Annotated in this window: 14 protein-coding genes; 12 read left to right on the top strand and 2 right to left on the bottom strand. The window is 57.0% G+C overall.

What is annotated here, in order from left to right:
- Window positions 1–298: 298 nt before the first annotated feature.
- A complete protein-coding gene (locus RISK_RS06305) occupies window positions 299–745 on the bottom strand; it encodes a YbjN domain-containing protein (RefSeq protein WP_236696080.1) in 447 nt (148 codons plus the stop codon).
- Between the two features lie 638 nt (window positions 746–1383).
- Here RISK_RS06305 and RISK_RS06295 point away from each other — a divergent pair.
- The 3 genes from RISK_RS06295 to RISK_RS06285 all read left to right on the top strand — a co-directional run bounded on the left by RISK_RS06295 (window position 1384) and on the right by RISK_RS06285 (window position 7889).
- Window positions 1384–6003 carry an Ig-like domain-containing protein gene (locus RISK_RS06295; protein WP_047813422.1) on the top strand — a complete coding sequence of 1540 codons (4620 nt, stop codon included), beginning with the start codon at window positions 1384–1386 and terminating at the stop codon, window positions 6001–6003.
- Between the two features lie 173 nt (window positions 6004–6176).
- Complete coding sequence (locus tag RISK_RS06290; protein ID WP_047813421.1) at window positions 6177–6494, top strand: HU family DNA-binding protein; 318 nt, start codon at window positions 6177–6179, stop codon at window positions 6492–6494.
- A gap of 201 nt (window positions 6495–6695) precedes the next feature.
- Window positions 6696–7889 carry a beta-ketoacyl-ACP synthase III gene (locus tag RISK_RS06285; RefSeq protein ID WP_047813420.1) on the top strand — a complete coding sequence of 398 codons (1194 nt, stop codon included), beginning with the start codon at window positions 6696–6698 and terminating at the stop codon, window positions 7887–7889.
- Between the two features lie 19 nt (window positions 7890–7908).
- On the opposite strand, the gene xerD is transcribed toward RISK_RS06285, so the two are convergent.
- Window positions 7909–8862 (bottom strand): site-specific tyrosine recombinase XerD, encoded by a 954-nt coding sequence (gene xerD, locus RISK_RS06280; protein WP_047813419.1) that lies wholly within the window; start codon window positions 8860–8862, stop codon window positions 7909–7911.
- A gap of 140 nt (window positions 8863–9002) precedes the next feature.
- Between xerD and galE the strand changes: the two genes are divergently transcribed.
- The 9 genes from galE (at window position 9003) to RISK_RS06235 (ending at window position 25540) form a co-directional block, all read left to right on the top strand.
- Window positions 9003–9989, top strand: coding sequence for a UDP-glucose 4-epimerase GalE (galE, locus tag RISK_RS06275; RefSeq protein WP_047813418.1), 987 nt, complete (start codon window positions 9003–9005; stop codon window positions 9987–9989).
- Between the two features lie 126 nt (window positions 9990–10115).
- Window positions 10116–12311 carry a hypothetical protein gene (locus RISK_RS06270; RefSeq protein WP_047813417.1) on the top strand — a complete coding sequence of 732 codons (2196 nt, stop codon included), beginning with the start codon at window positions 10116–10118 and terminating at the stop codon, window positions 12309–12311.
- The gene (locus RISK_RS06265) at window positions 12308–14128 is read left to right on the top strand and encodes a hypothetical protein (protein WP_047813416.1); all 1821 of its coding nucleotides are present in this window, start codon (window positions 12308–12310) and stop codon (window positions 14126–14128) included. Before RISK_RS06270 ends, RISK_RS06265 begins: the two co-directional genes overlap by 4 nt.
- Window positions 14125–14955, top strand: a complete 831-nt coding sequence (locus RISK_RS06260) for a MotA/TolQ/ExbB proton channel family protein (RefSeq protein ID WP_047813415.1) — start codon at window positions 14125–14127, stop codon at window positions 14953–14955. The genes RISK_RS06265 and RISK_RS06260 overlap by 4 nt, the downstream gene beginning before the upstream one ends.
- Before the next feature lie 95 nt (window positions 14956–15050).
- Window positions 15051–15605 (top strand): hypothetical protein, encoded by a 555-nt coding sequence (locus RISK_RS06255; protein WP_236696078.1) that lies wholly within the window; start codon window positions 15051–15053, stop codon window positions 15603–15605.
- Window positions 15606–15700: 95 nt separating this feature from the next.
- Window positions 15701–18037: a HEAT repeat domain-containing protein gene (locus tag RISK_RS06250; protein WP_047813413.1), complete on the top strand. Its 2337-nt coding sequence runs from the start codon at window positions 15701–15703 to the stop codon at window positions 18035–18037.
- Window positions 18038–18658: 621 nt separating this feature from the next.
- Complete coding sequence (locus RISK_RS06245; protein ID WP_160311406.1) at window positions 18659–22201, top strand: hypothetical protein; 3543 nt, start codon at window positions 18659–18661, stop codon at window positions 22199–22201.
- Window positions 22191–24353 (top strand): hypothetical protein, encoded by a 2163-nt coding sequence (locus tag RISK_RS06240; protein ID WP_150122505.1) that lies wholly within the window; start codon window positions 22191–22193, stop codon window positions 24351–24353. The genes RISK_RS06245 and RISK_RS06240 overlap by 11 nt, the downstream gene beginning before the upstream one ends.
- On the top strand, window positions 24350–25540 hold the full coding sequence (locus RISK_RS06235) for a sulfotransferase domain-containing protein (RefSeq protein WP_047813410.1): 1191 nt from the start codon (window positions 24350–24352) through the stop codon (window positions 25538–25540). Before RISK_RS06240 ends, RISK_RS06235 begins: the two co-directional genes overlap by 4 nt.
- Window positions 25541–25567 lie beyond the last annotated feature (27 nt).

Genomic DNA, 25567 nt, shown 5'->3' with positions numbered 1-25567 from the left:
TTGAACGGATCAAAAAACAGCCGGCTGGATTTTTCCAGTCGGCTGTTTTCGTTTCTCAGCTGTGCGATCGCGTTCAGCTCGGATCGCCAAGGCGATGGGCCATTTTTCACAACCCGAATGCGTCAGCGAGGGACCGGGAGTTGTTCACGAAGTCCCTCGCTGACGCATTCGGGTTATGAAACCGCCTGCAAGCACGGCAGTGAGGTGCTTCGCCGCGTTGTCCGGTCGCTGTTCTGCCAGGTTGCTTCTGTATCGGGTCGCTGTTGTCTCGGGGCGCGTCTCGGCTGGTTCGGTGGTTCTACAATTCGGCGGCTTCGATCGCCAGTTTCACATCTTCGTTGCCGTAGATGATGGACAGAAAGGCGGGGACGTAGCGATCGACCATTGCACCGCCCACGTACAGGATGTGGTCCAGCACATCGTCGTCGGGAAAGTCGTCGCTCAGCGGGATCGATGTTTGGTACCGCAGTTCGCCGTCTTCCATGTCGAGCTCGAAACTTCCAATTTTCAGCCCGTAATTCGCGCGGCAGACGGCTTCGGCGATGGAGCGTCGGTTGTTCTCGGGGATTTTATTGGCCGGGTGAGAGAAGGCCTGAATCAGAGCGTCCTCGACCACAATCAGCACACGAATGTCACCGTGTTTTCCGTCGAACATCATTCGGAAGAAGTTGTTTTCGCTGTCCTGTTCGTAATTGATCCCTCCACGGTCCAAATAAGCTGAGAACTGGTCGACTTGGGCAGACATCCCGGCGGCTCCTCGCTGGAGTTGGTTCAAACAGAAAGACGGGCCAGCTCGGCCAGGCTCCAGTCTTTCGACGGTGTTTTGCCTTGGATGGTTCGCGACCAGGGCAGCTTCGTTCCCGATTCATCATGACGGGCAATCCGAGTGGAGTCGACCCACATCAGCAAACCCCCTGACAGTGGCGTCGTTTGGTGGGACGCAGCGGGTGGTGTGGGGGGCGGAGGCCGTTCATTTCCGCTGATCGGCACGATTTACCCAACGAGCCGGATGGATTGGAACCAAATGGGCTCGAAAAACGTCGAATGGAGGACGTGAAAGTCCCCTTTTCATTGAGGCGTGTCGTCATTGCTGCGGCATCGACTCGCTCGGCAAGCGTCAAAATCGAAACATTCCACACGGTTTTCACGGAGAAAACGGGGGAAGTGTCGGTTGAGTTTGGATCCTCGTCGGTGCTGCCTTTAACCTGAAACGATGCGTTAAACCGTACCGGTTAGCTTGACCGGCGCGGCTGTGCCGAAAAACCTTGTCACAACGACTGCCTGTCGTCGAATAACCACCGATATCCCCCAGATTTTTGGGCCCTGGACTTTCAGGGGCAGCGACCAAGTCTGGAACTCCTTCAGCTGAAGAAAATTCCGCCGATGAACTTCGACAATTCTTCTCGCCGTCCATCCGAATCCAAGCGATCGTTCCGAACTCAAGTTCGGCACCGTTTGATGTCTTGGATTCAAGGAACGTCCCCTTCCCCTGTTGGCGAGGCTGTCCAGCGAGGACGCTTGCAGTTGGAATCGCTGGAAAAACGTCAGATGATGGCGGGTGATGTCGAGCTTTTCGCAACCGAAGGGTTCTTCGGTTCAGCGGGCGAGTCGTCGGCTGCCGTGGAGAGTTCGTCCACCGATCGCGGGACGTCAGACCGAGCTGCCGAAGGTGAGCCCGGCCAAGACTTGGTCCAATTCGCGAAGGACTTGGATGCGGCCGGGGTGACTTTTTACGGTGCTCACTGGTGCCCTGCATGCACGCAGCAAAAGCAATTGTTCGAAGATGGTGGCGATGATCTGCCGTTCGTGGAGGTCACGCTTCCCGATCGAACGCAAGATTCGCAGTTTGCATCGTTGAACATCAGCGAGTATCCAACCTGGATATTCCCCGATGGAACTCGGCTGACGGGGGTTCAATCGCTGGAAACCCTGAGCACTCGCAGCGGCGTCGCCATTCCGACGTCGGACAACGAAAATCCATCCTTCGAGACCATCGACGCGCAAACCGTTGAGCTTGGTTCGCCGCTGCATATTCCAATCGATGGTTACGATGCCGAAGGTGGTCCGCTGACCGTGACGGTTTCGGTGGCCAATCCAAGTTTGGTGGAAGCGACCGTGCTGAGTGGGAACCGCTCGCTCCGTTTGGACATGGACGGATTTGGAGACATGGTCTTCGAATTGTTCGAACAGCGTGCCGAGCGTCCCACCGAACGAGTCATTGAGTTGGCCAACAGCGGCTTTTACGACGGGATCATTTTCCACCGAGTCGTCAACGGTTTTGTGATCCAAGGTGGAGATCCCACCGGCACTGGAACGGGCGGTTCCGACCTGGGTGACTTCGATGACGAATTCCATCCTGATTTGCAGCACAACCGAACGGGCGTTTTGTCGTTCGCGAAATCGTCGGATGACACGAACGACTCGCAGTTCTTCATCACGGAAGTGGAAACGGATTTCCTCGACTTCAATCACTCGGTGTTTGGGCAGTTGGTCGAAGGAGAAGACGTTCGTGAAGCGATCAGCAACATGCAGGTCAACAACAGCACGTCGAATGCTCCCACAACCGACATCGTGATCAACAACGCGACGATCTTTGATGACACCGAGAATTCGGTGATCATGTTGAAAGGATTGGGGGGCACGGGCAGTACCACTGTGACGGTGACCATCACCGACTCGGATGGAAACTCCTATGATCAGGTGGTTCCAGTGACGATCACGGATCCAGCATCGGATCGTCGCAACGCTCAGCCTTACCTCAAGGACATCAGCGTCCCGGCATCCTCCTCCAAGACAGCTCCGGTGGAGTTGCAGTTGGAGAGCTTTGACCTCGAGGACGATGCGGTTCAGTACTTCATCAGCGGTGGCGTGACCGGAGGCACCGCCACGGTCAACGCATCGACCGGACTGCTGGAAGTGACACCCACCGCCGGCGTTGCGGGAACGCAAACGGTATCGCTGACCGTGGGAGTGGCAGCCGCTGCGAGCACGGATACGAGTTCCGACTTGCAAAGTTTGGTGTTCACTTTCACGGACGACAACACGCAAGCACCGGCGGCGCCGTCTTCGCTGGACCTTCGGTCGTCATCGGACACGGGGAACAGCAGCGGTGACAACTTGACCAACGCGGCGTCGTTGACCTTTGATGTCAGCGGTGTGACCACCGGGGCGACGGTTCAGATCATCAACACGGCGGACAACACGGTGGTCGGTGTGGGAACCGCCTCGGGCGGATCGGTCGCGATCACGACCAGCAACTTGGCCGCGATTGGCGATGGCACCTACAGCTTGGCTGCTCGTCAGATCGTCAATGGTGTGACTAGCGGCACGTCGACGGCATTGTCTGTCACGCTGGACCGCACGGACCCATCGTTCACGTTGCCAGCCAACTCGTCCACGGGCAATGTGGGAGCGGCTTATCAAGCGAACCTGTCCAGCAGCGAAGAAGGCAGTGGTGCCACTTACAGTTTGACGGTTTTCCCCGCTGGAGCCACGATCGGTTCGTCGACAGGGATCATCAACTGGACGCCCACCGAAGCTCAATTGGGATCCAATGACTTCACCGTCGAGATCCGTGACTTGGCCGGCAACACTTACACGGAGTCGTTTGCCGTCACGATTGCCGAGGAGGCTTTGGCGCGACTGGAGGTGCGGCTGACGGACTTGGATGGCAACACGATTGACTCGGTTGATGTGGGGCAAGAGTTCTTCCTGCAGTTGATCGGTGTCGACGCTCGGCCACGCGAGGATCTCGGCGGGATCTATTCCGCTTATGCGGACATCGAGTTTGATTCCTCGATCGCTGATTTCGTCGTAGGCACTTCGATTGAATACGACAGCGACTTTGACTTCTTGCCTCGGGGCACGTTGACCAGCGGGCTGTTCAACGAAATCGGATCGGCGAGCAGTCGATTCTCGCCGACCAATGAGGAAGAGTCCGTGATGGCGACGGTTCGCATGGTCGCGATTGCGGACGGTTCGCTGACGTTCACGACCAACCCCGCGGATGTGAGTGCCAACGAGACATTGTTGTTCTTCAACAACGATCGCTTGCCCGCCGGTTCAATCAACTATGGCAGCACCACGCTGACCGTTGGTGACGTCAGTGCGAACAATCCACCCGTGGGCGTGGATGACACGTTCACTGTGATTTCGGGATCGGGGCAGAACACGTTGGACGTGTTGGCCAACGAAGCATCCACCGCTGATCCTGGCGAGACCCTCAGCATCACGGCTGTTGGCACCGCCTCCAATGGTGGCACGCTGAGCATTGCCTCCGATGGTTTGTCGATCAACTACACGCCTCCAGCCAGCTTCATTGGAACCGACACGTTTCAGTACACGCTCAGCGATGGAACCAGCACGGACACCGTTCAGGTGACCGTGAACATCCAGAGCGATGACAACGCGCCGACCGCCGTCGATGATTCTTTCCCAGCCTCGGGAACGATCTTGGAAGACTCCGCAGCGGTGACCTACGACGTTCTCGCGAATGACACGACCGACGCGGACAACGAATCGTTCACGATCACTGGCGTGGGGTCGGCATCCAACGGTGGTCAAGTTTCGATCGCCAACAGCGGAACGGGACTCTCCTACGAACCCGCAGCGAATTTCAACGGCACCGAAACGGTGACCTACACCATCCGAGATACCGGCGGTGGACTGTCGACGGCGACAGTGACCTTCACGGTGACCGCGGTGAACGACGCGCCGGTTGCCGAAAGCATCACTGTCGATACCGTGCGGGGCACCAGCAACGAGGCCGTGATCACGCGAAGCGATCTGCCGACCAATGTCGATGTCGGCGAGGTGTTGCAATTCGTCAGTCTCAGCACGCCAACGGCGGGCGGGACGGTGACCGTGAGCTCGGACGGTTCCAGCGTGTTGTACACGCCACCAAGCGGAACCTTCACCGGCACCGACACGTTCACTTACCAAGTACAAGATGCTGGTGGACTGTCCAGTTCCACGGCCACGATCACGGTGAACGTGGCGGACTACTTGGCCCGGACGTTCAACTTCACGTTTGATTCGATCGGTGCGTTGTCGAGCAGTTTCTATGACGCCGCCATTTTGACTGGCACCAACGCTCGCGGTGAAGCGGTTTCAATTCCACTGTCGGATTCTTCCGTCGTGGTCTCGGGTGGCACGGTCAGTGTTCCGGATATGTTGCCCGGTTCGTACAAGCTGAGTATTCCTGCGGTGCCGTTCTTTGAAGGTGGAGAAGAGGCTCGCGAGATCGACATTGAAAGTGCTGCGGATGAGTCCGACGAAGACGTTTCGTTGAGCTTCGGGCGATTGCTGCCGGAGTACATTCGAGTGAACGACTGGTTCGGATCCGCACCGGCGCTGCGTGTCGTCGCGGCAGTTTTGCCTGGCAGCAATGCCTTGTACATGCAGTCCAGCGACGCGGCGGATTCACGTTTGAGCGAGTTGGAATTGTCGCTCAACGCAGCGGCCACCAGCATCACGGTCAATGCGACCGAGTCGACCACCACCGATGGAGCGACCACCACGGCTCAGGTCAGCGGCATCGCGGATTTAGCCGATGGCAACGCCTTGGAAGTTCGCGGCCAGGTGGGTGATTATCGGTTGGTGATCCTTAACTTTGACGAATCAGGCTTTGAACTGGAAACACCGTCGTCCAGTTCCACGGCAGCGGCGAGCACGCAATCGACGCAAGCCGCAGGGGAACCGTTGGCATCAGCCGTGACCGTTGCGGATGCGATGGTGCCTGTCAGCGACCTCGGAACCACGCGTGTGCAAAGCAGCGTGGAACCGTCCGGCGAGCCCATCGAGATCCTTTCTGAGGGGTCTCAAAAGGTGGTTGCAGGGGCCGATGAGGCCAGCCAAATCGATGCCGCGATGCCCGATGTTGGCACCAGTTTGACACGAATTTCTGGCACCGAAGAGGTGGTTGCCAGCGGCGTCACGGGCCAACCTCAATTGCTCGGCGAAGCCGTCGATGAGGTCTTGACAGGCACTTCTGGGGCAAACTGACCCTGATTCGACCCTCGAAAACCGAAAAAGGCTGAAAATCACGGTGTTTTCGGCCTTTGGAAGGGTTGCGGCCGGACCATGCGGGACATAACACTTGTGCCGCATCGGAGGGGAATCCCAACGTTCTAACTCCTATTCACTATTTAGTTCACCCATTTTTGCAGGTGCCGCTCATGGCCAAAGTACCGCCCAAACCACCGACGAAGACTCAAATCATCGCCAACATTGCAGAAGAGACCGAACTGACCAAGAAAGACGTTGCTGCTGTCCTCGATTCGTTGGCTGGTGAAATCGAGAAGTCGCTGCAAAAGGGTGGCCCCGGACAATTCGCTATCCCCGGTCTTTGCAAGATCGTGTTGAAGGACGTTCCCGCCAAGCCAAAGCGAAAAGGTCGCAACCCTGCGAACGGCGAAGAAATCTGGTTGGCACCCAAGCCCGCCAGCAAGAAACTGACCATCCGCCCACTGAAGGGCCTGAAGGAAATGATCTGATCGGTGGATCAGCTTCCTTCGAAGTAAGAATTGGCTGCCCTGCAACGTGTTCTGCGTTGCGGGGCAGTTTTCGTTTGTGCTTGGTTTGTGTGAGCCATGAGTTTCCGTTGGACCTCGGTGGGCATTGATCGGGATGCCAGCGAGACGCAATCCCGCTATACTTCATCCACTTTTCATCCGTGATCTTTTCTCGGCGGCAACATGATCGAAACCTCCTCGAATGCCACCGCCCCTGACGTGGCCGCGAAATCTGTGAACGAAGAATCCCCCGCCGAATCGACGAACGCCCCACTCGAAACTGGTCCCGGATCGATGCCTCAAAAGAAGGCCACTCGCGGCCGGATGGGCAAACTGAAAGGGGTTCGGGTCGCCGGAACGGGATCGTACGTTCCCGAACGAATTGTCACCAACGAAGACTTGGCCGCCTTGGGTTGCGACAGCGACTGGATTGTTCGTCGCACCGGCATCCGGCAACGTCGACATGCCGAACCCGAGCAAGCGACCAGCGACCTATGCTATGAAGCCGCGCTTCGCTGTCTTGAGAATGCCAAGGTCTCGATCGACCAGATTGATTTGATTCTGGTTGCCACCATCACACCGGATCATCCCACGCCTTCGACCGCGTGCCATCTGCAACGCCGGCTCGGGGCGGTCGCACCGGCGATGGATGTGGGCGCCGCATGTGCTGGATTCATGTACGCGTTGGTCACCGGAGCGCAGTTTGTCTCCAACGGCAACGCTCAAAACGTGTTGGTCATTGGTGCGGACTTGATGAGCCGCACGGTGGATCCCGAGGACAAGAAAACCTACCCGTTGTTTGGTGATGCCGCGGGCGCGGCCTTGTTGGTTCCTTCCAACGAGGATGACGGCCAGTCCAACGATGGCGAGAGTGCCTCCAGTGACTCAGGCATCCAAGACACAGACATCCAGACCGACGGGTTTTTGGCGTATCAGCTCGGCAGTGAAGGTTGCGGTGGCGAGATGCTGTGCATCCCTGCTGGTGGTTCGCGAACGCCAATCGCGTCCGGCACCGATCCCGCCGCCAGTCGCTATTTGCAGATGGATGGTCGGGGCGTGTTCAAGTGGGCGGTGCGAATCTTTGACGAGAGCGCCAAAGATGTGTTGAATGCAGCCAATGTTTCCTCCGATCAACTTGGCTTGGTTGTCTTGCACCAAGCCAACCAGCGAATCATTGACTCCGCGGTGTCGGATTTGAACGTGCCGCCTGAGAAGGTGTTCGTGAATCTAGACAAGTACGGCAACACGTCGGGAGCGAGCATCCCGCTGGCATTGGACGAAGCCGCTCGCGAGGGACGCTTGAAAGAAGGCGACCTGTTGTTGCTGTGCGGGTTTGGTGCCGGATTGGCTTGGGGCACCGCACTGCTGCGTTGGTAGTCAGTGCGACCGCTGGCGATCACGCCCGGGGGTGAAATTCTCGGTGCACGCGTTGCAATCGCGAGTGTTCGACGTGGGTGTAGATTTGGGTCGTTTGGATGCTGGCGTGTCCGAGCATCTCTTGGACCTGCCGAAGGTCAGCACCACCGGCCAGCAAGTGCGTCGCGAAGCTGTGACGCAAGCTGTGCGGGCTGATCTCGTCTGAGATCCCCGCCCGCTTGGCATAGCGTTTCACCAACCGCCAGAGTTGGATTCGGTCCAGTGCTTTGCCGCTTCTTGAAAGGAACAGCTCGTCGACTTGACCGGGGTTGCGGTCCGCCAGGAGTTGCCGGCTCTCTTCGAGGTAAAGCTGAATCGCTCGGATTGCGCCGCCGCCGATGGGGACCATGCGTTGTTTGTCTCCCTTCCCGTGACAGCGGAGGGTGCGTTCCTCGAGCGTCAAGTCTCGAACGCGAAGCGTGCAGACCTCGGACGCACGGCAACCGGTTGCGTAGAGCACTTCCAGCAACGCACGATCTCGCTGCCAGAAGGAATCGGATTTTTTAACGGCGGAGAGGAACGCCTCGACTTCGTTGGGCGAGAGCACGCCCGGCATGCGCTGCCAAGCCTTTTGCGTCGCCAGCAGTTCGGCCGGGTTGTCGACCGTGATGCCTTCGAGTTGCAAGTACCGGAAGAATGTCCGGATCGCCACAATCGCTCGGGAAATGGACGCGGGAGCCAGCCCTTCGCCGTGCAGTGAGGCGACGAAGTCCGACAATTCGGTGATCGTCAGGTCCGCGGGGCGGCGTCCGTCCATCCAGGTGACAAACCGTTTCATGTCTCGCCCGTAGGCGGAGATGGTGTTGTCGGCGAGATGACATTCGCGTTTCAAGTAAACCAAAAATTCATCACAAACCGCTTGACCGGCCGAAGGAGCAGCCGATTCTGTCTGTCCAGTCTGCAATTGCTGCAGTTTTGTGCGTCGTTTAGCCACTCTAGTGGTGCTCCACGGCGTTCAGGGATGCACTGTGGATGTGCACTTCATCGAAACGTTTCCAATGAGTTATCGTCTTGGAGGCGTGTTGCCGCCAATGTCAATTCTTCTCGAATCATCTCCATCGCAAGATTCTTCCCATGAAAGTTTTCGTCGTCGGCGGTGCCGGGTACATCGGGTCCCACGCGGTCGCTTTGTTGCTCGATGCCGGTCACGAAGTGGTTGTGTTTGACAACTTGTCACGCGGCCACGCCAAATCGGTCCCAGAAGGCTTGCTGGTCGAGGGAGACCTGAGCGATCAAGCGAAGCTGACTTCGCTGTTGAAGGAGCACTCGATCGACGCGGTGATGCACTTCGCCGCGTTCGCCGAAGTCGGTGAATCGGTCCGTGATCCGGCGATCTATTACCAGAACAACGTCGTGGCAACGTTGTCCTTGTTGGAAGCGATGCGAGCAGCGGATGTCAAAAACATTGTGTTCAGCAGCACCACGGCGACCTACGGGCAACCTGACACGGTGCCGATCCCAGAGACCACGCCGCAGAACCCAATCAATCCCTACGGGTTCTCGAAGTTGGTGATTGAAAAGGCGTTGGCGGACTACGCTCATGCCTACGGGTTCGCCTACGCGGCGCTGCGTTACTTCAACGCCGCAGGAGCACGCCCAGACGGAACGATTGGCGAGCACCACGATCCCGAGTCGCACTTGATCCCGATCGTGTTGCAGGTGGCTTTGGGGCAACGTGAATCGATTTCGATTTTCGGCGATGATTATCCGACGCCAGATGGCACGTGCATCCGCGATTACATCCACGTCGACGACCTGGGAGATGCTCACCTGCGGGCTCTCGACCGGTTGGTTCCGGGGGAAGGCATCAAAGTGAACCTGGGGACTGGCCGAGGCACCAGCGTTCGAGAAATTGTCGATGCATGCCGGTCCGTGACCGGGCATCCGATCCCTGAAGTGATGGGGCAGCGTCGCCCAGGAGACCCAGCGGAGCTGATTGCCGACGCGAAATTGGCGGGGGAAGTGCTGGGCTGGAAACCCCGCTACACCGAGATCCAGGACATCGTGAAGACGGCTTGGAATTGGCATCAAGCACACCCCCAGGGTTACGACACGGTTTGATTGGATCGCTCTGAGAGCTGCTCCGACTGGTTGTCGTTGTCGAATTGAATCATGATGATAGAAGTCCCGGCGGGTTTGGTACGCCACGTTCTGTTTCATTGTTAAGTCGTTGGCGTCAATTCGTTCATGTTTCCATTGCGACGTTCCACAAAAGATCCGTCGGTGGATTGGCCGGCGTTGTTGTCTTTGTTGGAAGACGATGATCGACGAGCGGCGGTGGCACGCATCGCGCCCTCTGAGGGGCGAGAAAGTTATCTGACGGCGCTGCGGCGGATTGAGAACGCTCAATCCCTCGCCACGTTGGCGGCCGGCCGGCGACTGCACACGGCTTCGAAGTTGGTCGACCGACCCACGATCGCTGTTTCAGGGATGTTGAACAGCGGCAAGACAAGCCTGGTCAGTTCGTTTCTCTCATCCGCTGGGCAACGACGCACGTTGCGTGGGACCAGCAACCGGCAGGGGACACATCGGTTTGTGCTGTGGCTTCCGCAGAGTTGGCGATCGGACGTGGAACTGTGGAGTTTGTTGATCACGCGAATTGGCGATTCGTTGGGGAACGCTCCCGAGGAATTGGCTCTCGATCCAGAGCAGGCGGCAGAACAGTACAACAACCGAGACGGGGACGCGTCGTTGTTGTCGGTTCCGTTGCTCGCGACCGACCCGGGGCTCGATGAAGTGGGCGTCGGTTTGCTGGATTGTCCCGACATCGTTTCTGACGAGGAGTTCGGATTGGGGTCGCCCGAGCAACGACGTGAGTTGTTGGGCCGTGCGGCGACGTTGTGTTCTGCGTTTTTAATTGTCACTGGAGCGGAGTCTTCACGTGACACGACCTTGGCGGACTTGCTGCGAATCGCGTCGGATTTGATGCCCGGTGTGCCTCGCATGTTGGCGGTCAATAAAGTGCGGCCACGCCAAACACCGGATCAGGTTCACGAAACATTCGATCCGCTGGTCAAGCGGTACGGTGTTGCCACGCTGTATGCCGCCTACGATTTTGATGTTCCATCGAGTCGTCCGTTCATACCGATCGTGGGCGAGCAGCACACGCAGCGCGATGCGATGGTACCGGCAGAATCTGATTTGCAACGCGAACACGAACCGGAGCCACTTCCAGTCTTTTTCGCGGTCAGTGAAGACCCTGACAACAATCCACCGGCGGTCATCGAAGAGGATCGTTTGTTGCAGACGTTGCCGTCCAAACTGGATCGCGGTGTGCTGTTCTCGCAGTTGCATCAGGCTCTTCGTATCAACCTGGAAGATGCGATTTGGAATCAAGGCGTCGAATCCATTCGTCGTGATGCTGACGAGTCCTTTGAGAAAACTCGCCAGTGCCAACAGGTGTTGTTGGACTCGGCGCTGGAGTACTTCGCTCATCGAAAGATTGGCGGTGAAGTGATCGAGCTGCGATTGCACCAAAGCGAACGAATCATACGACAGCTCAGTGAATCATTTGCAGCCACCGCGCCGTGGTACGCCCGCTGGGGCGTGCGGCTCAACTCGACGCTCCGACGAGTGGTCGGCGGGGCGGGGGACTTCATTCGCAACCTGACACCAACAGCGGTTTCGCGGCGCGCTGCGGACGACATCAAGGGGCGATTTCGAAGTGGCGAATACGGTGGCTTGATCGAACCGACGGGATTGATCAACGAGATCGAACGCCACGGGGGAACGACCGTGCTGACGCATCTCGCGTCCGAATCCGGTGGTCGTTCAGCGTCGGAGGCCGAGGTCTCAGTTTTTCGGGAACCTGTCGAGCGAGCGGTTCTGCGATTCGAACAAGACGACTTCACGACGTTGGATCCTCGACGACTCGACACGGCGGTTCGCCAAATGTGGGCGGAGGTTCCCGTGCATCGGAAAATCGCGACCGGGCTGACTCCACTGGCGGCACTGTTTGCAACCTTCGGCGCAGTCCTCATGATCCCGGTCGACCTGGGAGCCAATGCGATTCTTGCAGCATCGATTCCGGAAATGCTCGCCGCCGCAGGACTGACCATCATGTCGACGATGTGGGCCGCCAATCGCGGAACGCAAGATGTCAGCCAACAAGCCGCCCGGCAACAGTTGGCGGATTTCTTGGCCGTGTTGTGTGACGAACTGGGGGTGGCCCGGCCAGATCCACCGATGGACGTGCGAGTGGGCAACACCAATGTGACGTTGCCACCCTCGCGAATTACTAGCGGCGAGCCACCTGAGAAGATGGTGTCATTGTTTCGTGTGCGGGATGAGTTTGTATCCGAGCTGAAGCGATTGCTGCCCCGACCCACGGGGGCGAAAACGCGTGCCGGTGACTCGTCCAACGAATCAGGAGCCAAGCGATGAATGCGGTTGTGATGGATGACTCGGGGGATCGGTTCTTGCAGCGAGTCCATCGCGCGGCTGATCGTGTGCTTGGGAACAGTCAAACCGGCCGAGAGATCGGCGAGCTTTGTCGCGATCACGCGGAAGCTCGCGAGATGATTTTGACCGATCGGGTGTCCAGTTCGGTGGTGGTGGCCGTGGTGGGAGCCACCGGTCAAGGCAAGTCTTGGTTGGTCCGGCAAATGATTCGTGGTGGTCCGGTCGATGCCATTCGCAGTGGCAATTCGCTGGACGAAGCCACGGAGAAGTTGACTTGGATTGGTCCCAAACCGCCCGCTGACTTGGACGCTCGCCACGAACGGTTCATCGCCTGTGACGCCGGGAAAATGCGATCGATCGGTTCGCCGTACTTGTTGGTCGATGCTCCAGGGGCAACCGACGACCGACGAGCAATCGCTGGCGTTGCCCAGCGAGCTTTGTCGACCGCGTCGGTTTTGGTGATGGTGGTTCGTCGTGATCAATTGCGGAGCCAAAGGGTTTCGGGGTTGGCAGCGGCCTCGGAAGGTTCCGTTGTGATTCCCGTGGTCAACATGGCGGACGTCCATGATGATTCGCTCGATGCCGACGTGGAGGCGTTGGTGGCTCGGTTGCGATCGACTGCCCCGCAGAGCCAGATTGCTCCTGCCGTGATCGTCCGTGATTTTGAAATTGATGAGCAGGGCGAAGACGAAATCGGAATTCAGTTGGCGGAAACATTGGGACGCCGAATCGAGGAAGCCATCTGTGAGTCGGGGGGAGGCGATCAGCGTCGCAGCACACGGTTGTCCGCGCTCGACGCCCGTTTTTCTGCCGCAGTCGCTTCGGTGTTGCAAACTCAGTTGCCAGAACTGACCAACGCGGTGGACCGATTAAACGCGGAAGCCACTCGGTTGCCATCGGAAGTGGCCGGGACGCTGCTCGGTGGGACGACGCCACTGCGGGCTGCGATCCGGAGTCGACTGCGATTGTCGTTGATGGCGGACACCGCCGCGATTTGGTTCCCCTATCGAACGGTGTTGTCGCTGTTGAACTTGACCCATGGAGCCTGGGATCGTGTGCTGCTGTCGTTGTCGGGGTCCTTGCCCTCGTTGATCGGGGCGGTCTACGCCGGAGCCCGTAATCTGAATGATCAACGTGCTGCGGACATGGACTTGCGCAGTGGGTTGCGGCAGCGAACAGCGGCGTCGGTCGCAGATCGACTGGGGCCCATGGCGCGGCGATTTCGAGCGGAGTTGAATCAGTTGCGTCATGGTTCCATTGAAGCCGACCTGGAGTCATCTCCCGACACCCCGGTTGCTTCCTTGGCGGGGATCGAAACGCTGCAAGAGTCCTCGCAGAAATCGTTTGATACTGCGATCACTCAGGGATCCACGACGACTTGGTTCGCCAATGCCGCTGGGCTGGCCGGGACACTGCTGTTTTGGTTGTTGATGACCGGGCCGCTCGTGGCGCTCTATCGAGGCTACTTTGACGCCAGTTATTCGACGATGCGAGATGTGCTGCAAGCCGAAGGCGTGGCCGGCGACTTGAACAAGTTTCCCCGCCCTGACATGTCGATGATGCTGACCAGTTTGTTGTTGTCGGTGTTGCCCATGGCTGTTTTTTCGATGTTGATTTTGTCTTGGGCGCAAGCCAAGGGGCGAGTCGATCGGATTGAAAGTCGGTTGCGAGACGAGCATGAACACTTGGTTCAGAAACTGCAACGTGATGGGGTGCTGCGGTTGGCGTGGAGTGATCCACTGCTCGCGGATGCAGAGTTTTTGTTGTCGGTGGGCCGAACCGGGGAGGAGGGGCAATGATGGGAACCGTGCTTCGCGATCTGAATGACAACATGCTTTTCTGGCAGCTTCTGTTGCAGGGAGAGGTGCCGGCACCAAAGCCGGATTCCATTTGGTCGATTGTGACCAGCGGTGGAATCCCGGGCTTGATGATCTTGTTCGTGTTGCTCGCCTTCAGCATTGCGGCGGTCTACTTGGTGGTCGATCAATCGTTGGCTCTGCGGCGTCGTGATGTTGTGCCGGACAAGCTCAGTGAAGGAGTCGCAACGGCGCTCCAGTCGTCGCGATTGGCGGAAGCGGAAACCTTGCTGCGTCAGAATCCAAGTGTTCTGGCGGGGGTCATCGCGGTTGGATTGAACCATCGCGAATATGGATGGCCGGAAGTCGAAAAGTCGGTCGAAGACGCGCTGGTGGATCAGTCCTCTCGCATGCTGCGGCGGATCGATTATCTGGCGATGATTGCCAACCTGGCTCCGATGGTTGGGTTGCTGGGAACGGTGACCGGAATGATTTTCGCGTTTCGCCAAGTCGCCGCGACTCGTGGTGCTGCTGGTGCGGGAGATTTGGCAGAGGGGATTTATCAAGCACTGGTCACAACGGTTGGTGGATTGCTGGTGGCGATTCCAGCACTTGCCGCGTCGGGCGTGCTGCGAAATCGAGTGGACGCGTTGTTGTCCGATGTCACAATGCATGCGGATCGAGCCTTGGCACCGCTTCGCCGCCGTGCTGCGGCGGCGTCCCGACTGGTCTCAGCCAGCACTCCTGGTGGCGGCCGGATTGTCGCCGTGCCGCCTGCTCAAATGCCCGGCCGAAAAGCACCGCCTCCCGAACAGGATGGAACCCGATGAATCGACCAACGGATGGATCAATGGTAAAGCGAATGGGCCAAGGATCATGGAGCCAACAACCGCTTGCTCAAACAAAGTGCTGGTGTGGCAGGATCGTGCCGGGAATCTCTTTGGCACTGATCGCGACATTGGCGATCGCTCAGCCACCGGTTGATGATTGGAAAAAGTTGGAGTTGCCAACAGTCGACACGCCGGTGGTTCCGTCTTCCGACCGGGCAACGGAGAAAATCCAAAAGGCTCTTGAGGGCGTCGCTCCCGTTCCAACCGGCGATGGGATGTTGGATGACGTGTTGAACATCATTCAGAGACGTGGAAGCGTGCTGGATGGGTCGGTCTTGGATTCCGAAATCGATCCGCTTTCGGATCCGGCTGATCAGCGGTCAAAGGTCTCTGGAGCTGGCAAGAATGATGTCGATTCATTGTCTGGTCCCGCTGCCTCGTTTCGTTTGGCTGAACAATTGTTGGCGACCGCACGAAGATTGGAGAGGGCGATTCCTTCTGAGAAAGCCGAACGAATTCCGCGAATCGTCACCGGCGAAGATCTCGCGAAACCGCCGGTCGAAATGCTGCCGGTCGAGACTCTTGTTTACCAGATGCGGTTGCGTGCGGTTGAGCTGATGAAGAGTGGTTTGGAAGCCTCCCGCGAGTAAACTCGAAGATCCCGCCTCGCCAAGGACCGGATCACTTGTCGGTTGGTTTGATCTGTCCTGCCCCACCCTCCCCTTTCCTTCCCTGTTCGGCCTTCATGTTGCTCGCCCTTCGAAATCAACTCAAGCGACCGTTGACGCTGGTCTTCGTTTCCGTGGTCGTGTTGATCGCTGGCGCGGTTGCCGCGGACTACTTCACGGGACTGCCTGATTCCGCCGTGGCCACTTATGTCGGCCGAGATGCCTGCGTCGAGTGTCACCAGACGGAGTCGTTGGCCTTTCAGGGTTCGCATCACGATTTGGCCATGGACGTGGCCACGGATGAAACCGTGCTGGGCGATTTCAACGACGTGATCTTCGAGCATGATGGATTACAGAACCGGCTGTTTCGTGACGGTGGACGGTTCATGATCCACACCGAAGGTCCCGATGGTGAGATGCAGGATTTCGAGGTGAAGTATGTGTTCGGAGTCGATCCGCTTCAGCAATACATGGTCGAGTTCGATCGCGATCCGAAGGCCAGTGAGGATGAGATCGGACGCCTGCAAGTCCTGCGGATCAGTTGGGACACGAATCGAAAAGAGTGGTTCTACTTGCGTCCGCCGGACGTGCCGGAAAAGCTCGAGCCAGGCGATCCATTGCACTGGACGGGCGTGGCCCAACGTTGGCAAACGATGTGTGCCGATTGTCACTCAACGAATTTGAAAACCAATCATGACGTCGGAACGCTGACTTATCACACGACGTTTTCGGAGATGGATGTCAGTTGCGAAGCCTGCCATGGTCCCGCCAGTCTGCATGTTGAGATGGCGCGTGGGAATTCGTTGTTCTGGGATCGGCACCACGGATATGGTCTGGCCAAACTCAAAGGGGAAGATCCAACCGGGCAGTTGGAAGCTTGCGCTCCGTGCCACAGTCGACGCAGTGTGCTGGACGCGGACTATCAAGCGGGCGATCCGTTTTGCAGTCACTTCAATTTGGAACTGCTTCGTGGTGACACGTACCATGACGATGGCCAGATCAAAGACGAAGTCTATGTGTATGGATCGTTTGTGCAGAGCAAGATGTTCCACAAGGGAATCCGATGCACGGACTGTCATGACCCGCACTCTTTGGAACTGAAGCATCCTGGCAACGAAACCTGCACGTCTTGCCATCAGCACGCAGCGGGGAAATACGATGTGCCATCGCACCATCATCACGCGGTGGGTTCGGAAGGTGCAAAGTGCGTCAATTGCCACATGCCTCACACGACGTACATGGAAGTCGACCCTCGGCGCGACCATAGCTTGCGAGTTCCCCGGCCGGATCTGTCTGTTTCCATTGGGACGCCCAACGCATGCAGCAGTTGCCATGTGAAGGATCAGCTCGAAAGCATTTCCGCGGACAAACGTGACTCGCTGACGCTGTACCAAGATTGGCTGCTGGCCGCTTCGGAAGGCGACGAGGAGGTTGCCGAGGCGATCTCGAAAACCGATCAGTGGTGCGACGAAGCTTGTGAGAAGTGGTATGGCGACAACCGTCAGACTCCGGCGCACTATGGCGAGATCTTGGCGGGACTGCGAACGGGCGACTCTGCCATCGTTTCCAAAGCACTGCGGTACGTGACACAGCCGCCGGAGATCGCTCCGGTGCTGGCACGTGCGACAACGCTGGATGAATTGCTTCAAAACGGTCGTGGCCGAGAGGCGATCTCCGCTGCGAAAACGGTGCTGAAGGATCCGAGTGAACATCCGATTCTTCGGGCGACGGCGGCGCGCGTGATGGGAGCAAGCAGTCCATCGGACGCGGTGAAAATTTTGACGCCACTGTTGAAGGATCCTTCTCGGTTGGTTCGCAGCGAAGCGACCAAGGCATTGGTTTCGTCGGGCGGCTATCAGACTCTTTCGGGAACCCGGCAGAAGCAGGCTGATGCAGCGATCGATGCGATCAAAGAGGAGCTGATGGTGGCTTCGGATCGAGCTGGTGCTCACATGGCGTGGGCCTCACTCAGTGAACAACGCGGGGACTACTTGGAAGCGGTGCAGTCCTATGAGAACGCGATTCGGGTTCAGCCGGAAATGTCCGGTCCGCGGACGAATTACGCCGCAATGCTGGATCAATTGGTGGCTGCCGCTGGCCAGTCCCGAGCGGCTCAATCAGCGATTGTGCAATTGTTTGGTGGCAGCGGGACGCTCGATGCGTTGCAGAAGCAGGCCTCTGAGAAAGCCAACCAGCTTCGACTGGATGAACTGCCTTTGTTGGGGCGAGACGCCAAGTTGGCTTCTGACAACGCCGACGTTCAGTACCGATACGGACTGGCGTTGTACTTGTCCGGTGATTTGCCCGCGGCGGAAAAACAACTGCAGCGAGCCGCCGAGCTGGCTCCCGACGTCGAGATCTTTTCGACCGCCCTGAAATTGCTACAAGAACGGATGAACGAAACGGGGCAGTGAGGAATGGATTGTCGTTGAAGGCCAACTGGTTCACGGGTGGCATTCGAAGGTACCGCCCCGCGGCCGATGAGTGGGGGCGAAGTTGCCGAGCGACGAAGGTTGGGCGGTTTCTCCAGCCGGCTGCCGCCGCTCCGCGGCTTGCCTGAAGGGCTGGGTGCCCCCGGACCTCGGGTTGAAACCCGAGGCTTTCGGATTTCACCGCTCCGCGGTTCTGCCTGGCAGTGCGTCCACCTCGAGGAAAACAAGTGGAAAGCAATTTCGTCCGCTAGGCAGCGATGAAACCGGTAAGGTGGCTGGCACCTTGCGCAGTGGCTGGCACCTTGCGTAGTGAGGCGGCAGGCCGTACGTGGCTCAGGGGCGGTCGGTGGCGCTGTGGACCTGAACGTTTGCTCAGGCGAGCCTTTGATGACTTGGGTATTCAGTCGATTGACCTGATTGCTTTTGTGTTCGGCGGTGCCTGTGCGGCACCCCTCTTGTGGCGTTTTGGTGGATGGTTTTGTTGGGAGGGAGGCTCTTGCGCAGAGGTGGTGCTATTGTGCAATCCCAAATTTCCTTGCATTGAGGGCTGGTGTGCTCTAGAACTTCTTGGGTCCTGGTTCCACCCAAATGGGAGACAGAGGAATGCGATTCAAGAGCGGTCAGGAAAGTGACGCCGGTAACGAGGTTCAGAAACTGTCCCGCCGGCAGTTGGTCCACCGGCGTTTGCTGCGAGTGGAGATGTTGACGCAGCGGCTGATGCTGGCGGCGGACGGCACGCTTGCCGACCCAACTCCGTTTCCCCTGTCATCCGGGGTTCAAACGTCTGACGCCTACCTTTCCCGTGGTTGCCCGGAAGGGACAATCATGACTCCCGCCGATGGTTGTCGGCCCGATACCGGTGCGGGGACTCCATCATCAGATGACATGACGTCGTCATCTTCAGCGACAATGTCTGGGACCTTGAGTAGTACGATGTCTTGTGGTGACGCGGTGGACTCAATGGGCACCGGTTCGCCGACCTGGCAGGAATGGGACTGGTTGGCTCACGTTGGCTCGTTCGACCGCGTGAGCACGGGGGGCGTTTGTCAACCAACTGATTTTCCTCTACCAACGCTCACTCCAACGCAGTGGACGGATCCTGGCGAGTCGGGCCCAGACGACAGTCCTTCTAATCCGTCAGCAACTTCACAGCCTACTAGCCAGGGTCCCAGTCCCACATCAATTCCAGAATACCCCAGCGACCCAACTGACGGCGGGCCAACCGGTGATGGACCAACCGGTGACCCGACTTCTCCGGACCCCACGAGCCCACCGGATCCTACCTCCTCCGGACTTCCGGAGAACGATCCGAATCCAACCCAACCGCCATCGCCGACAAATTGGCCGGTCCCGCCGGGGCCTGAGCCAGTGCCTTCGCCCTCACCCTCGCTTACGCCGAACCCGAGTTCAACGCCTTCGTCGTCATCCTCGTCGTCATCATGCGAGGGTGACTTCGCCATTGAAGACATCGGACTTTATAACGTTGACCCGTCCAAGGGGCTTCGTGAAGGTGACAGCATTGAGTTGCATGTGACCCTGGAGCCATACTGTTCGAGTCGAACTCCGGACCTGACCATCAAGATCGACTCTGATTTTGACGGCACGTTCAGCGAGGCTGAAATCACTCGTCATCGCTCCGAAGACTATATGTTGCGGCATGGTTTCACTAGCTTCTACGCCTACGCGGTGTTCAAAGACGATGGTCCATCCCCTGGGAACGCGACCCCGAGTGACGAGGTGCTGGTGGAGGTTGCCTTTGGTGAGGATCAAAGAAGCTACACGCTTGAAGTCGCAAACGTTCCGCCGGCGATGTCAAACTCCCCTGTGTTTCACGCAGGGGAAACAGAAGAAGGAATGCAATACTACGAAATGACCGCATCGTGGCGTGATCCGTCGGCAGAAGAAGTTTTCCTTCTTTCCGTCGAATGGCCCGACGGTGTTGTTTCAGAGCAGGCATTCACGCCCGATGACTATCGAGACAACCTGGGTTGGTACCAATCCGTCACGGGCAAGGTTCGGAGGTACTTCGAAGAGGGCGAAAGTCGACCGGGCTTCTATCCAGCGACCGTCACAATTGCTGATGATGACGGGGGTGAAAGCACTGTGGTCATGCAACAAGTGGAGCTTTCGCTGAACCACAATGATAGCAACGAGAATGACCAGGACGACATTTTTGACTATGGAGGTGTTTCCGACCCCGATTTGTTGCGATTCAACTTCGGGCAATTCAAGAATGAGCTCATGGACGAGGAAACAGGATACTTCTTTTTGTATCACCCCGACCAGACCATTCGGCTGTGGGACTCACCCACGAAAGAACAACGAGTGATGGGAAACGAGTCCATTGGTCCCTATCAGAATGGTTCTTCTGGGTTCCTTGACGACTATGCTCGCGAGGAAGGTCCGCTTCCTTACACCCTGGTCTCGTACAGTGACCAAGACACACTTTACATGGAAGGATTTGAGCTCGGGTCCAGTGAAATTGAGTTTTACTGGGCATGGGATTACGACAAGGCGGCGGAGAGTCACGGCGGAGACTATGTGGGCCAGCCATATCATCCCGTCGTATATGGTGGGAAAATCAAAGCGACATCTTGGGGGATCGACTACGACACTGACAGTGACAATCAAGGTGTGATTGAATTTAGCGAATGGGAGGACGAACTTGAAGACAATGACTATGCGATTGGGAAGATTCTTTGTCTGCCGGATGGTGTCACTGCATGCCGCAACAGGCCATTGGCGCTTTCTGTTTTGAGGATGCCTCCTGGTTTAAGCGAAGCCAACGGTGCGGTCCGCGTTCGATTCGATGAACTCACCGGCAAGACATCCTCCGGTGAAATCCGAATGACAGTTGGTGGGGTGCTGCTACCGAATGCAATTCCAACGGCGATCGAAGGCGGCGGCACAGTGATCACTCCAGGTCATGCGTACGATCTGAATCAGTTGTTGTACAACCAGAACACCGGGCAAATTCACGTCTATCTCCAAGCTTTGACAGCGAGTGGTGGTAATCGAATGAAGAAAACGATTGAGATGTTGGGCAAGCCGGTTGATCGGATCAAGGCAACGGTCGCAGTCCCGGGGCGAGGGGAAAGGACGGACACCATCCGGAGAATGAATGTCGAACCACAATCGTTTTACGAACACCTCAATCGCCGCGACACAACTGGCATGGAGGACCATGGAACCAATGGCCAAGCCATTCGGTCTCTCCTCGCTTCTCAGTTGGTCTACGATCTCAAGGGCAGCACGGATTGGTCCCTGCGGATGTTAGGGCGAGAGGAAATGGAGTTTTTGAAAATCCCTGAAGATATTCAAGAAGCCATTCTTGATCACAATGTTGATGGACTGAAGGTCGCATTGTACATGGACTATGTGTCCAAGTCATTCATCGTGTCTTTTGCTGGTACTGAGAAAGAAGAAGCCGATTTTTATACGGATATTAATAACGCGCAGGGTGAGTGGACGGATCAGTACCTGAAAGCCTTCGAGATCGGACACTATTTCAAATTCTATTCAGCGACGCAGAAGTATTCCGTTTTGTTTACTGGCCACTCGTTGGGAGGGGGCCTTGCATCAGCGGCTTACGTAACCTCCGGCTTCAATGCCGACACGTTCAATGCTGCCGGGCTTCGGCGAGAGGCAATGTATCACCAAGATGGCAATGGGAATGTCCTGTTTGGTGCCGATGGGGAGGCTACGGAATTGTACCCTGGTATGAAAGAAAGGTACTTAAATGCAGCACATACGGTTGAGCGATACTACATGGAACATGATTTTCTTAGCTATTTTCAAAACCATTACAATACAATCCTGGACGACATTCGGGTCGTGAGCAATGTTGCGGTTTTGATTGGGTCGGGGCCATTGGCTCACATTGGAAAAGAGAAGCTTCTTGCTTGGGTTCAAGACTTGTTCCACCCGGCACTCGGGGCACCATATCAAATCGACGGGCCCTACAATCTCGACTTGAGCGGACGGATCAATTGGAGTTGGTTGAGTTTTGTTCCGGTTGAAATGGGTCTGAGTCACAAGGGTACCGTCCTAGATTACGGCGTGTTCACCGAAGAGGACGAGTCATTGCCCTTGGATGCGGAAGATCGCCTTCGCTGGAACATACTGGGAGAGTTCAATGCGTTATGAGAAATTTCCGTGGAGATGTTTAGTCCATGTTCTGGTGGTCTCGCTGGGGGGCTTGGCGGCGCAGGCAGATGATGGATCAGACAACACGGCGAAGGAGCAGGAATATCGGCGGGAGTCTGGATTGCTTGCCGGAAATTATTTTCACCATCCGCTTGATATTCAATTGTGCGAGGCGATCGAGGCCAATGACTTGACGGCAATCCGCTCGGCGATTGCAAGTGGTGCGAATGTCAATGCCTCGGGTCTTGGAGGTGTGTCCCCACTGATCTGGTCCAGTCTCTACCAGCGATTTGCGAGGTTTGAGTTGCTGCTGGTCCTTGGGGCTGATCCGAACGCACCCTTCACCTCGGAACCAAGTCTTTCAATTCACCGCAGCGTCATGCATGATTTTCCAGGGGAAACGGCGACTTGCTTTGCTGCGAAGACGGGGTACGACGGCTACCTGGAGTTGGTGCTGGAACATGAGGCTGATTTGCGAACCATGGATGACAGTCGGCGGTCGATTCCGTTGCAGATCATGTGGGCCAGGGGCGGGAATCGAATGGGGCGGATGAATGCGTTTGTCAAGCACGGAGGAGATATCAACCTCCCGAGTGGCTGGGGAAACAATGAAACATGCTCCGTCCATGCAATTACTCGCGAGGCTTTCAGTCTTGCTGTGATGTTATTCGAATTGGGGGGGGATCCCAATCTTCCAGTCCGTTATGGACCTGGATGGGGGCTGCCGATTGATTTAGCGGTTTTTCCTCTTTCGGACGATTCTCTCGTTTTTTCAGTGCCGTTTCCCATGACTCAACGGACTCACGACCGAATTCTTCAAAATCGGCGAGCATTGAAGCGATTGATCGCTTTCCTCGAAGCCGCAGGGTTTTCGTCCGAGGAGGCAATCCAGCGGGCAAGAAAACGGTTTGACCCAACATACGGTGACCTGAGCCCCGACGGGATTGCTGCATTGCTTGCCTCGACGGAGATGATTCCGAGAGAGGAAGAGCACGTGACGACCATCAAGGACTTGAGAGCAAGCAATGTTCCGTTGCAGGTGATTCGGTGGCGAGAAGATACGAGTCATGTTGGTGAGCGGGCGCGAGGTGACGAAGGCATTCAGCGGCCGCTGTTCCCACTGACCGAAGCCAAATTTCGTCAGCACTACGGCGTGCGCGCCGAGCGTTTCTTTCAATCGCCCAGCACGTTGGAACTGTGTGCTGCGATCATCGCCAATGATCCCGGTCAAATTCGTGAGGCAGTGAAAAACGGCGCGGACGTGAATGATGTTGGGTTTGCGGGAATGACGCCACTTTTGTTTGCTTTCCCGTTTCAACGGACGGAAAGAATCCAGGCGCTGTTGGACTTGGGGGCCGACCCAACGTTGAGATTGACGAGTTACACCGGGGTTCCAGGATTGACGATGCCGGGATTGAGTGTGCTGACCGAAGCGTCCACGTCGTCATCAGCCGAAATTTTCGAGCGAATTGTGGCGTCCTGTGAGAGTCAAGGTCTGCACTGGACCACCCATAAACATTGGAGTGGAATGCCAATGTTGCATGCGATCGTTTCCGGATTGGAGTCGGAGCGGATCGCAAAGATCAAACGATTCCAGGCTGGTTCGGGCGATCTGCATCGACTCAATGAGGATGGGTGCGACGCTGCGATGCTGGCTATCTTTTTGTCTGACTGTGCAACTGCCCAGCATTTGATCGAGGCGGGGATGGATTTGAACCGACGGAATCAAGCCGGGGATCATCTCCCAAACGTGTACTATCGCTATGAAAGCGCGTCTGCAGTTGAGAAGCACAATGCGGCCCAACTGAAATTTGAGACTCGGCTGGTTGCCCCGGCAAAGGAACTGAAAGCACTGTTCCAAAGGAAGGGATATCGATTCGATGACCAAGCAGGGCGGATCCGGAGGGGCGAAATCGAAGATGACATCAGGCGGGAGGCGGATGAGATCGGAAGAAAAGTCAGGGGCAACGCGGAGCGACTGCGTTTCAATTGGTACCCACGTCAAGAGTTTGTCGGGTCGGGTGACCTTTTTCGTGACGATCGCTATGACTTACGGAAGGTGTTCGACTGTCAAATGCCGGTGGTGCCGGAGCATGTGCCAGGGCAACTCGCCTCCAAGGTTGGCTTGGATCCAAAGGCGGTCCAGGAATGATTCGCTGGTTGGCGTCGTACCCGAAGTCGGGGAACACCTGGGTGCGAATTTTCTTGTGGGCCTATTGGAATGATGACGGCACAGACAAGGAGGTGGCCCTGGACCGGATCCCCGAAATCTCGCATTCGGAAAGTCGGCTGAAACGTTACGAAGAGCTAGCGGGCCAGTCGATTGCATCGTGGAACGCGGCGAGGGTCGCATCACTGCGATTTGCCGTTCAGAAATCGGTCGCTATGCAACTGAAGCCGCACCAAGTTGTCAAAACGCACAGTGTCAGAGCCAGGATCGCGGACGTGCCTTTGATTGTTCCGCAATGGACGGATCGTGCCATCTATCTGTTGCGTCATCCGATGGACGTGGTCGACTCGTACGCAGATCATTGCGGACTCTCAATTGATCAAACGGTTCGAATGATGTGCAATCGAGCGCATCGTGTCGGCGGGGATGGCAAGATGGTCGTCCAGTACCTCGATTCCTGGTCTGAACACGTGCGGTCTTGGACGGAGAATGTGTTTTTCCCCACGCTTGTGGTTCGCTATGAAGATCTGGTTGCAAACCCAGGTCGATTCTTCGAAGCAATCCTTTCGTTTCTAGGATACCCTGTTGATGAAGATCGATTGCAACGGACGATTCAGCGAACGTCCTTGACGAGGCTGCAAGGACGCGAAGCCAAGGACCATTTTTGTGAACTGAGCGACCGTAGCGCTGGCGGTCGCTTTTTTCGGCATGGCGTTGCCGGGCGGTGGATGTCTGTGTTGTCGGATGAACAGGTGAGTCGAATGGATGCCGACCACAGCGAGATGATGCTGCGTTTCGGGTACCGGAGTGACGGCATCGTCCCGGAGTCAGACGTGCACGTCCTTGGAACCGATTCGTCACCCAGTCGGGTCGAACTGCCGATCGACCATGGTTGCAACGCGGCGTCAACGACGCAGGCGAATTCACTCGCGTCGAGCCATGCCATCCGGCGTTGGCTTGTCAGCAACCTGATCCGGGGTGTATCGCCAAGCCGTCTTGCAGAAATGAGTTGTGAGCATGGGATCGAGCCCGAGGAAATCGAAATCGAGCTGGATTTCGCTCTGCACCACCCGTACGTTCTGGGAGCTCTGGATGCTCTCTCCGTGAAGTCCTGCTGCAGTTGTGCCTCGGAAGGCTCGATGAATTCGCTTCAATGCATTTGCGAATGAAGTGACCATCCTTCAACTTTCAACAAT

This window comes from Rhodopirellula islandica, assembly GCF_001027925.1.
Taxonomy (GTDB): Bacteria; Planctomycetota; Planctomycetia; order Pirellulales; family Pirellulaceae; genus Rhodopirellula; species Rhodopirellula islandica.
The sequence above is the reverse complement of the archived record's forward strand: the minus strand, read 5'-3'. Positions and strand labels throughout refer to the sequence as shown.

Bases quoted from the DNA above. Each gene is read 5' to 3' on its own strand.
- RISK_RS06305 (WP_236696080.1), bottom strand. From the start codon at position 745: ATGTCTGCCCAAGTCGACCAGTTCTCAGCTTATTTGGACCGTGGAGGG.
- RISK_RS06295 (WP_047813422.1), top strand. From the start codon at position 1,384: ATGAACTTCGACAATTCTTCTCGCCGTCCATCCGAATCCAAGCGATCG.
- RISK_RS06290 (WP_047813421.1), top strand. From the start codon at position 6,177: ATGGCCAAAGTACCGCCCAAACCACCGACGAAGACTCAAATCATCGCC.
- RISK_RS06285 (WP_047813420.1), top strand. From the start codon at position 6,696: ATGATCGAAACCTCCTCGAATGCCACCGCCCCTGACGTGGCCGCGAAA.
- galE (WP_047813418.1), top strand. From the start codon at position 9,003: ATGAAAGTTTTCGTCGTCGGCGGTGCCGGGTACATCGGGTCCCACGCG.
- RISK_RS06270 (WP_047813417.1), top strand. From the start codon at position 10,116: ATGTTTCCATTGCGACGTTCCACAAAAGATCCGTCGGTGGATTGGCCG.
- RISK_RS06265 (WP_047813416.1), top strand. From the start codon at position 12,308: ATGAATGCGGTTGTGATGGATGACTCGGGGGATCGGTTCTTGCAGCGA.
- RISK_RS06260 (WP_047813415.1), top strand. From the start codon at position 14,125: ATGATGGGAACCGTGCTTCGCGATCTGAATGACAACATGCTTTTCTGG.
- RISK_RS06250 (WP_047813413.1), top strand. From the start codon at position 15,701: ATGTTGCTCGCCCTTCGAAATCAACTCAAGCGACCGTTGACGCTGGTC.
- RISK_RS06245 (WP_160311406.1), top strand. From the start codon at position 18,659: ATGCGATTCAAGAGCGGTCAGGAAAGTGACGCCGGTAACGAGGTTCAG.
- RISK_RS06240 (WP_150122505.1), top strand. From the start codon at position 22,191: ATGCGTTATGAGAAATTTCCGTGGAGATGTTTAGTCCATGTTCTGGTG.
- RISK_RS06235 (WP_047813410.1), top strand. From the start codon at position 24,350: ATGATTCGCTGGTTGGCGTCGTACCCGAAGTCGGGGAACACCTGGGTG.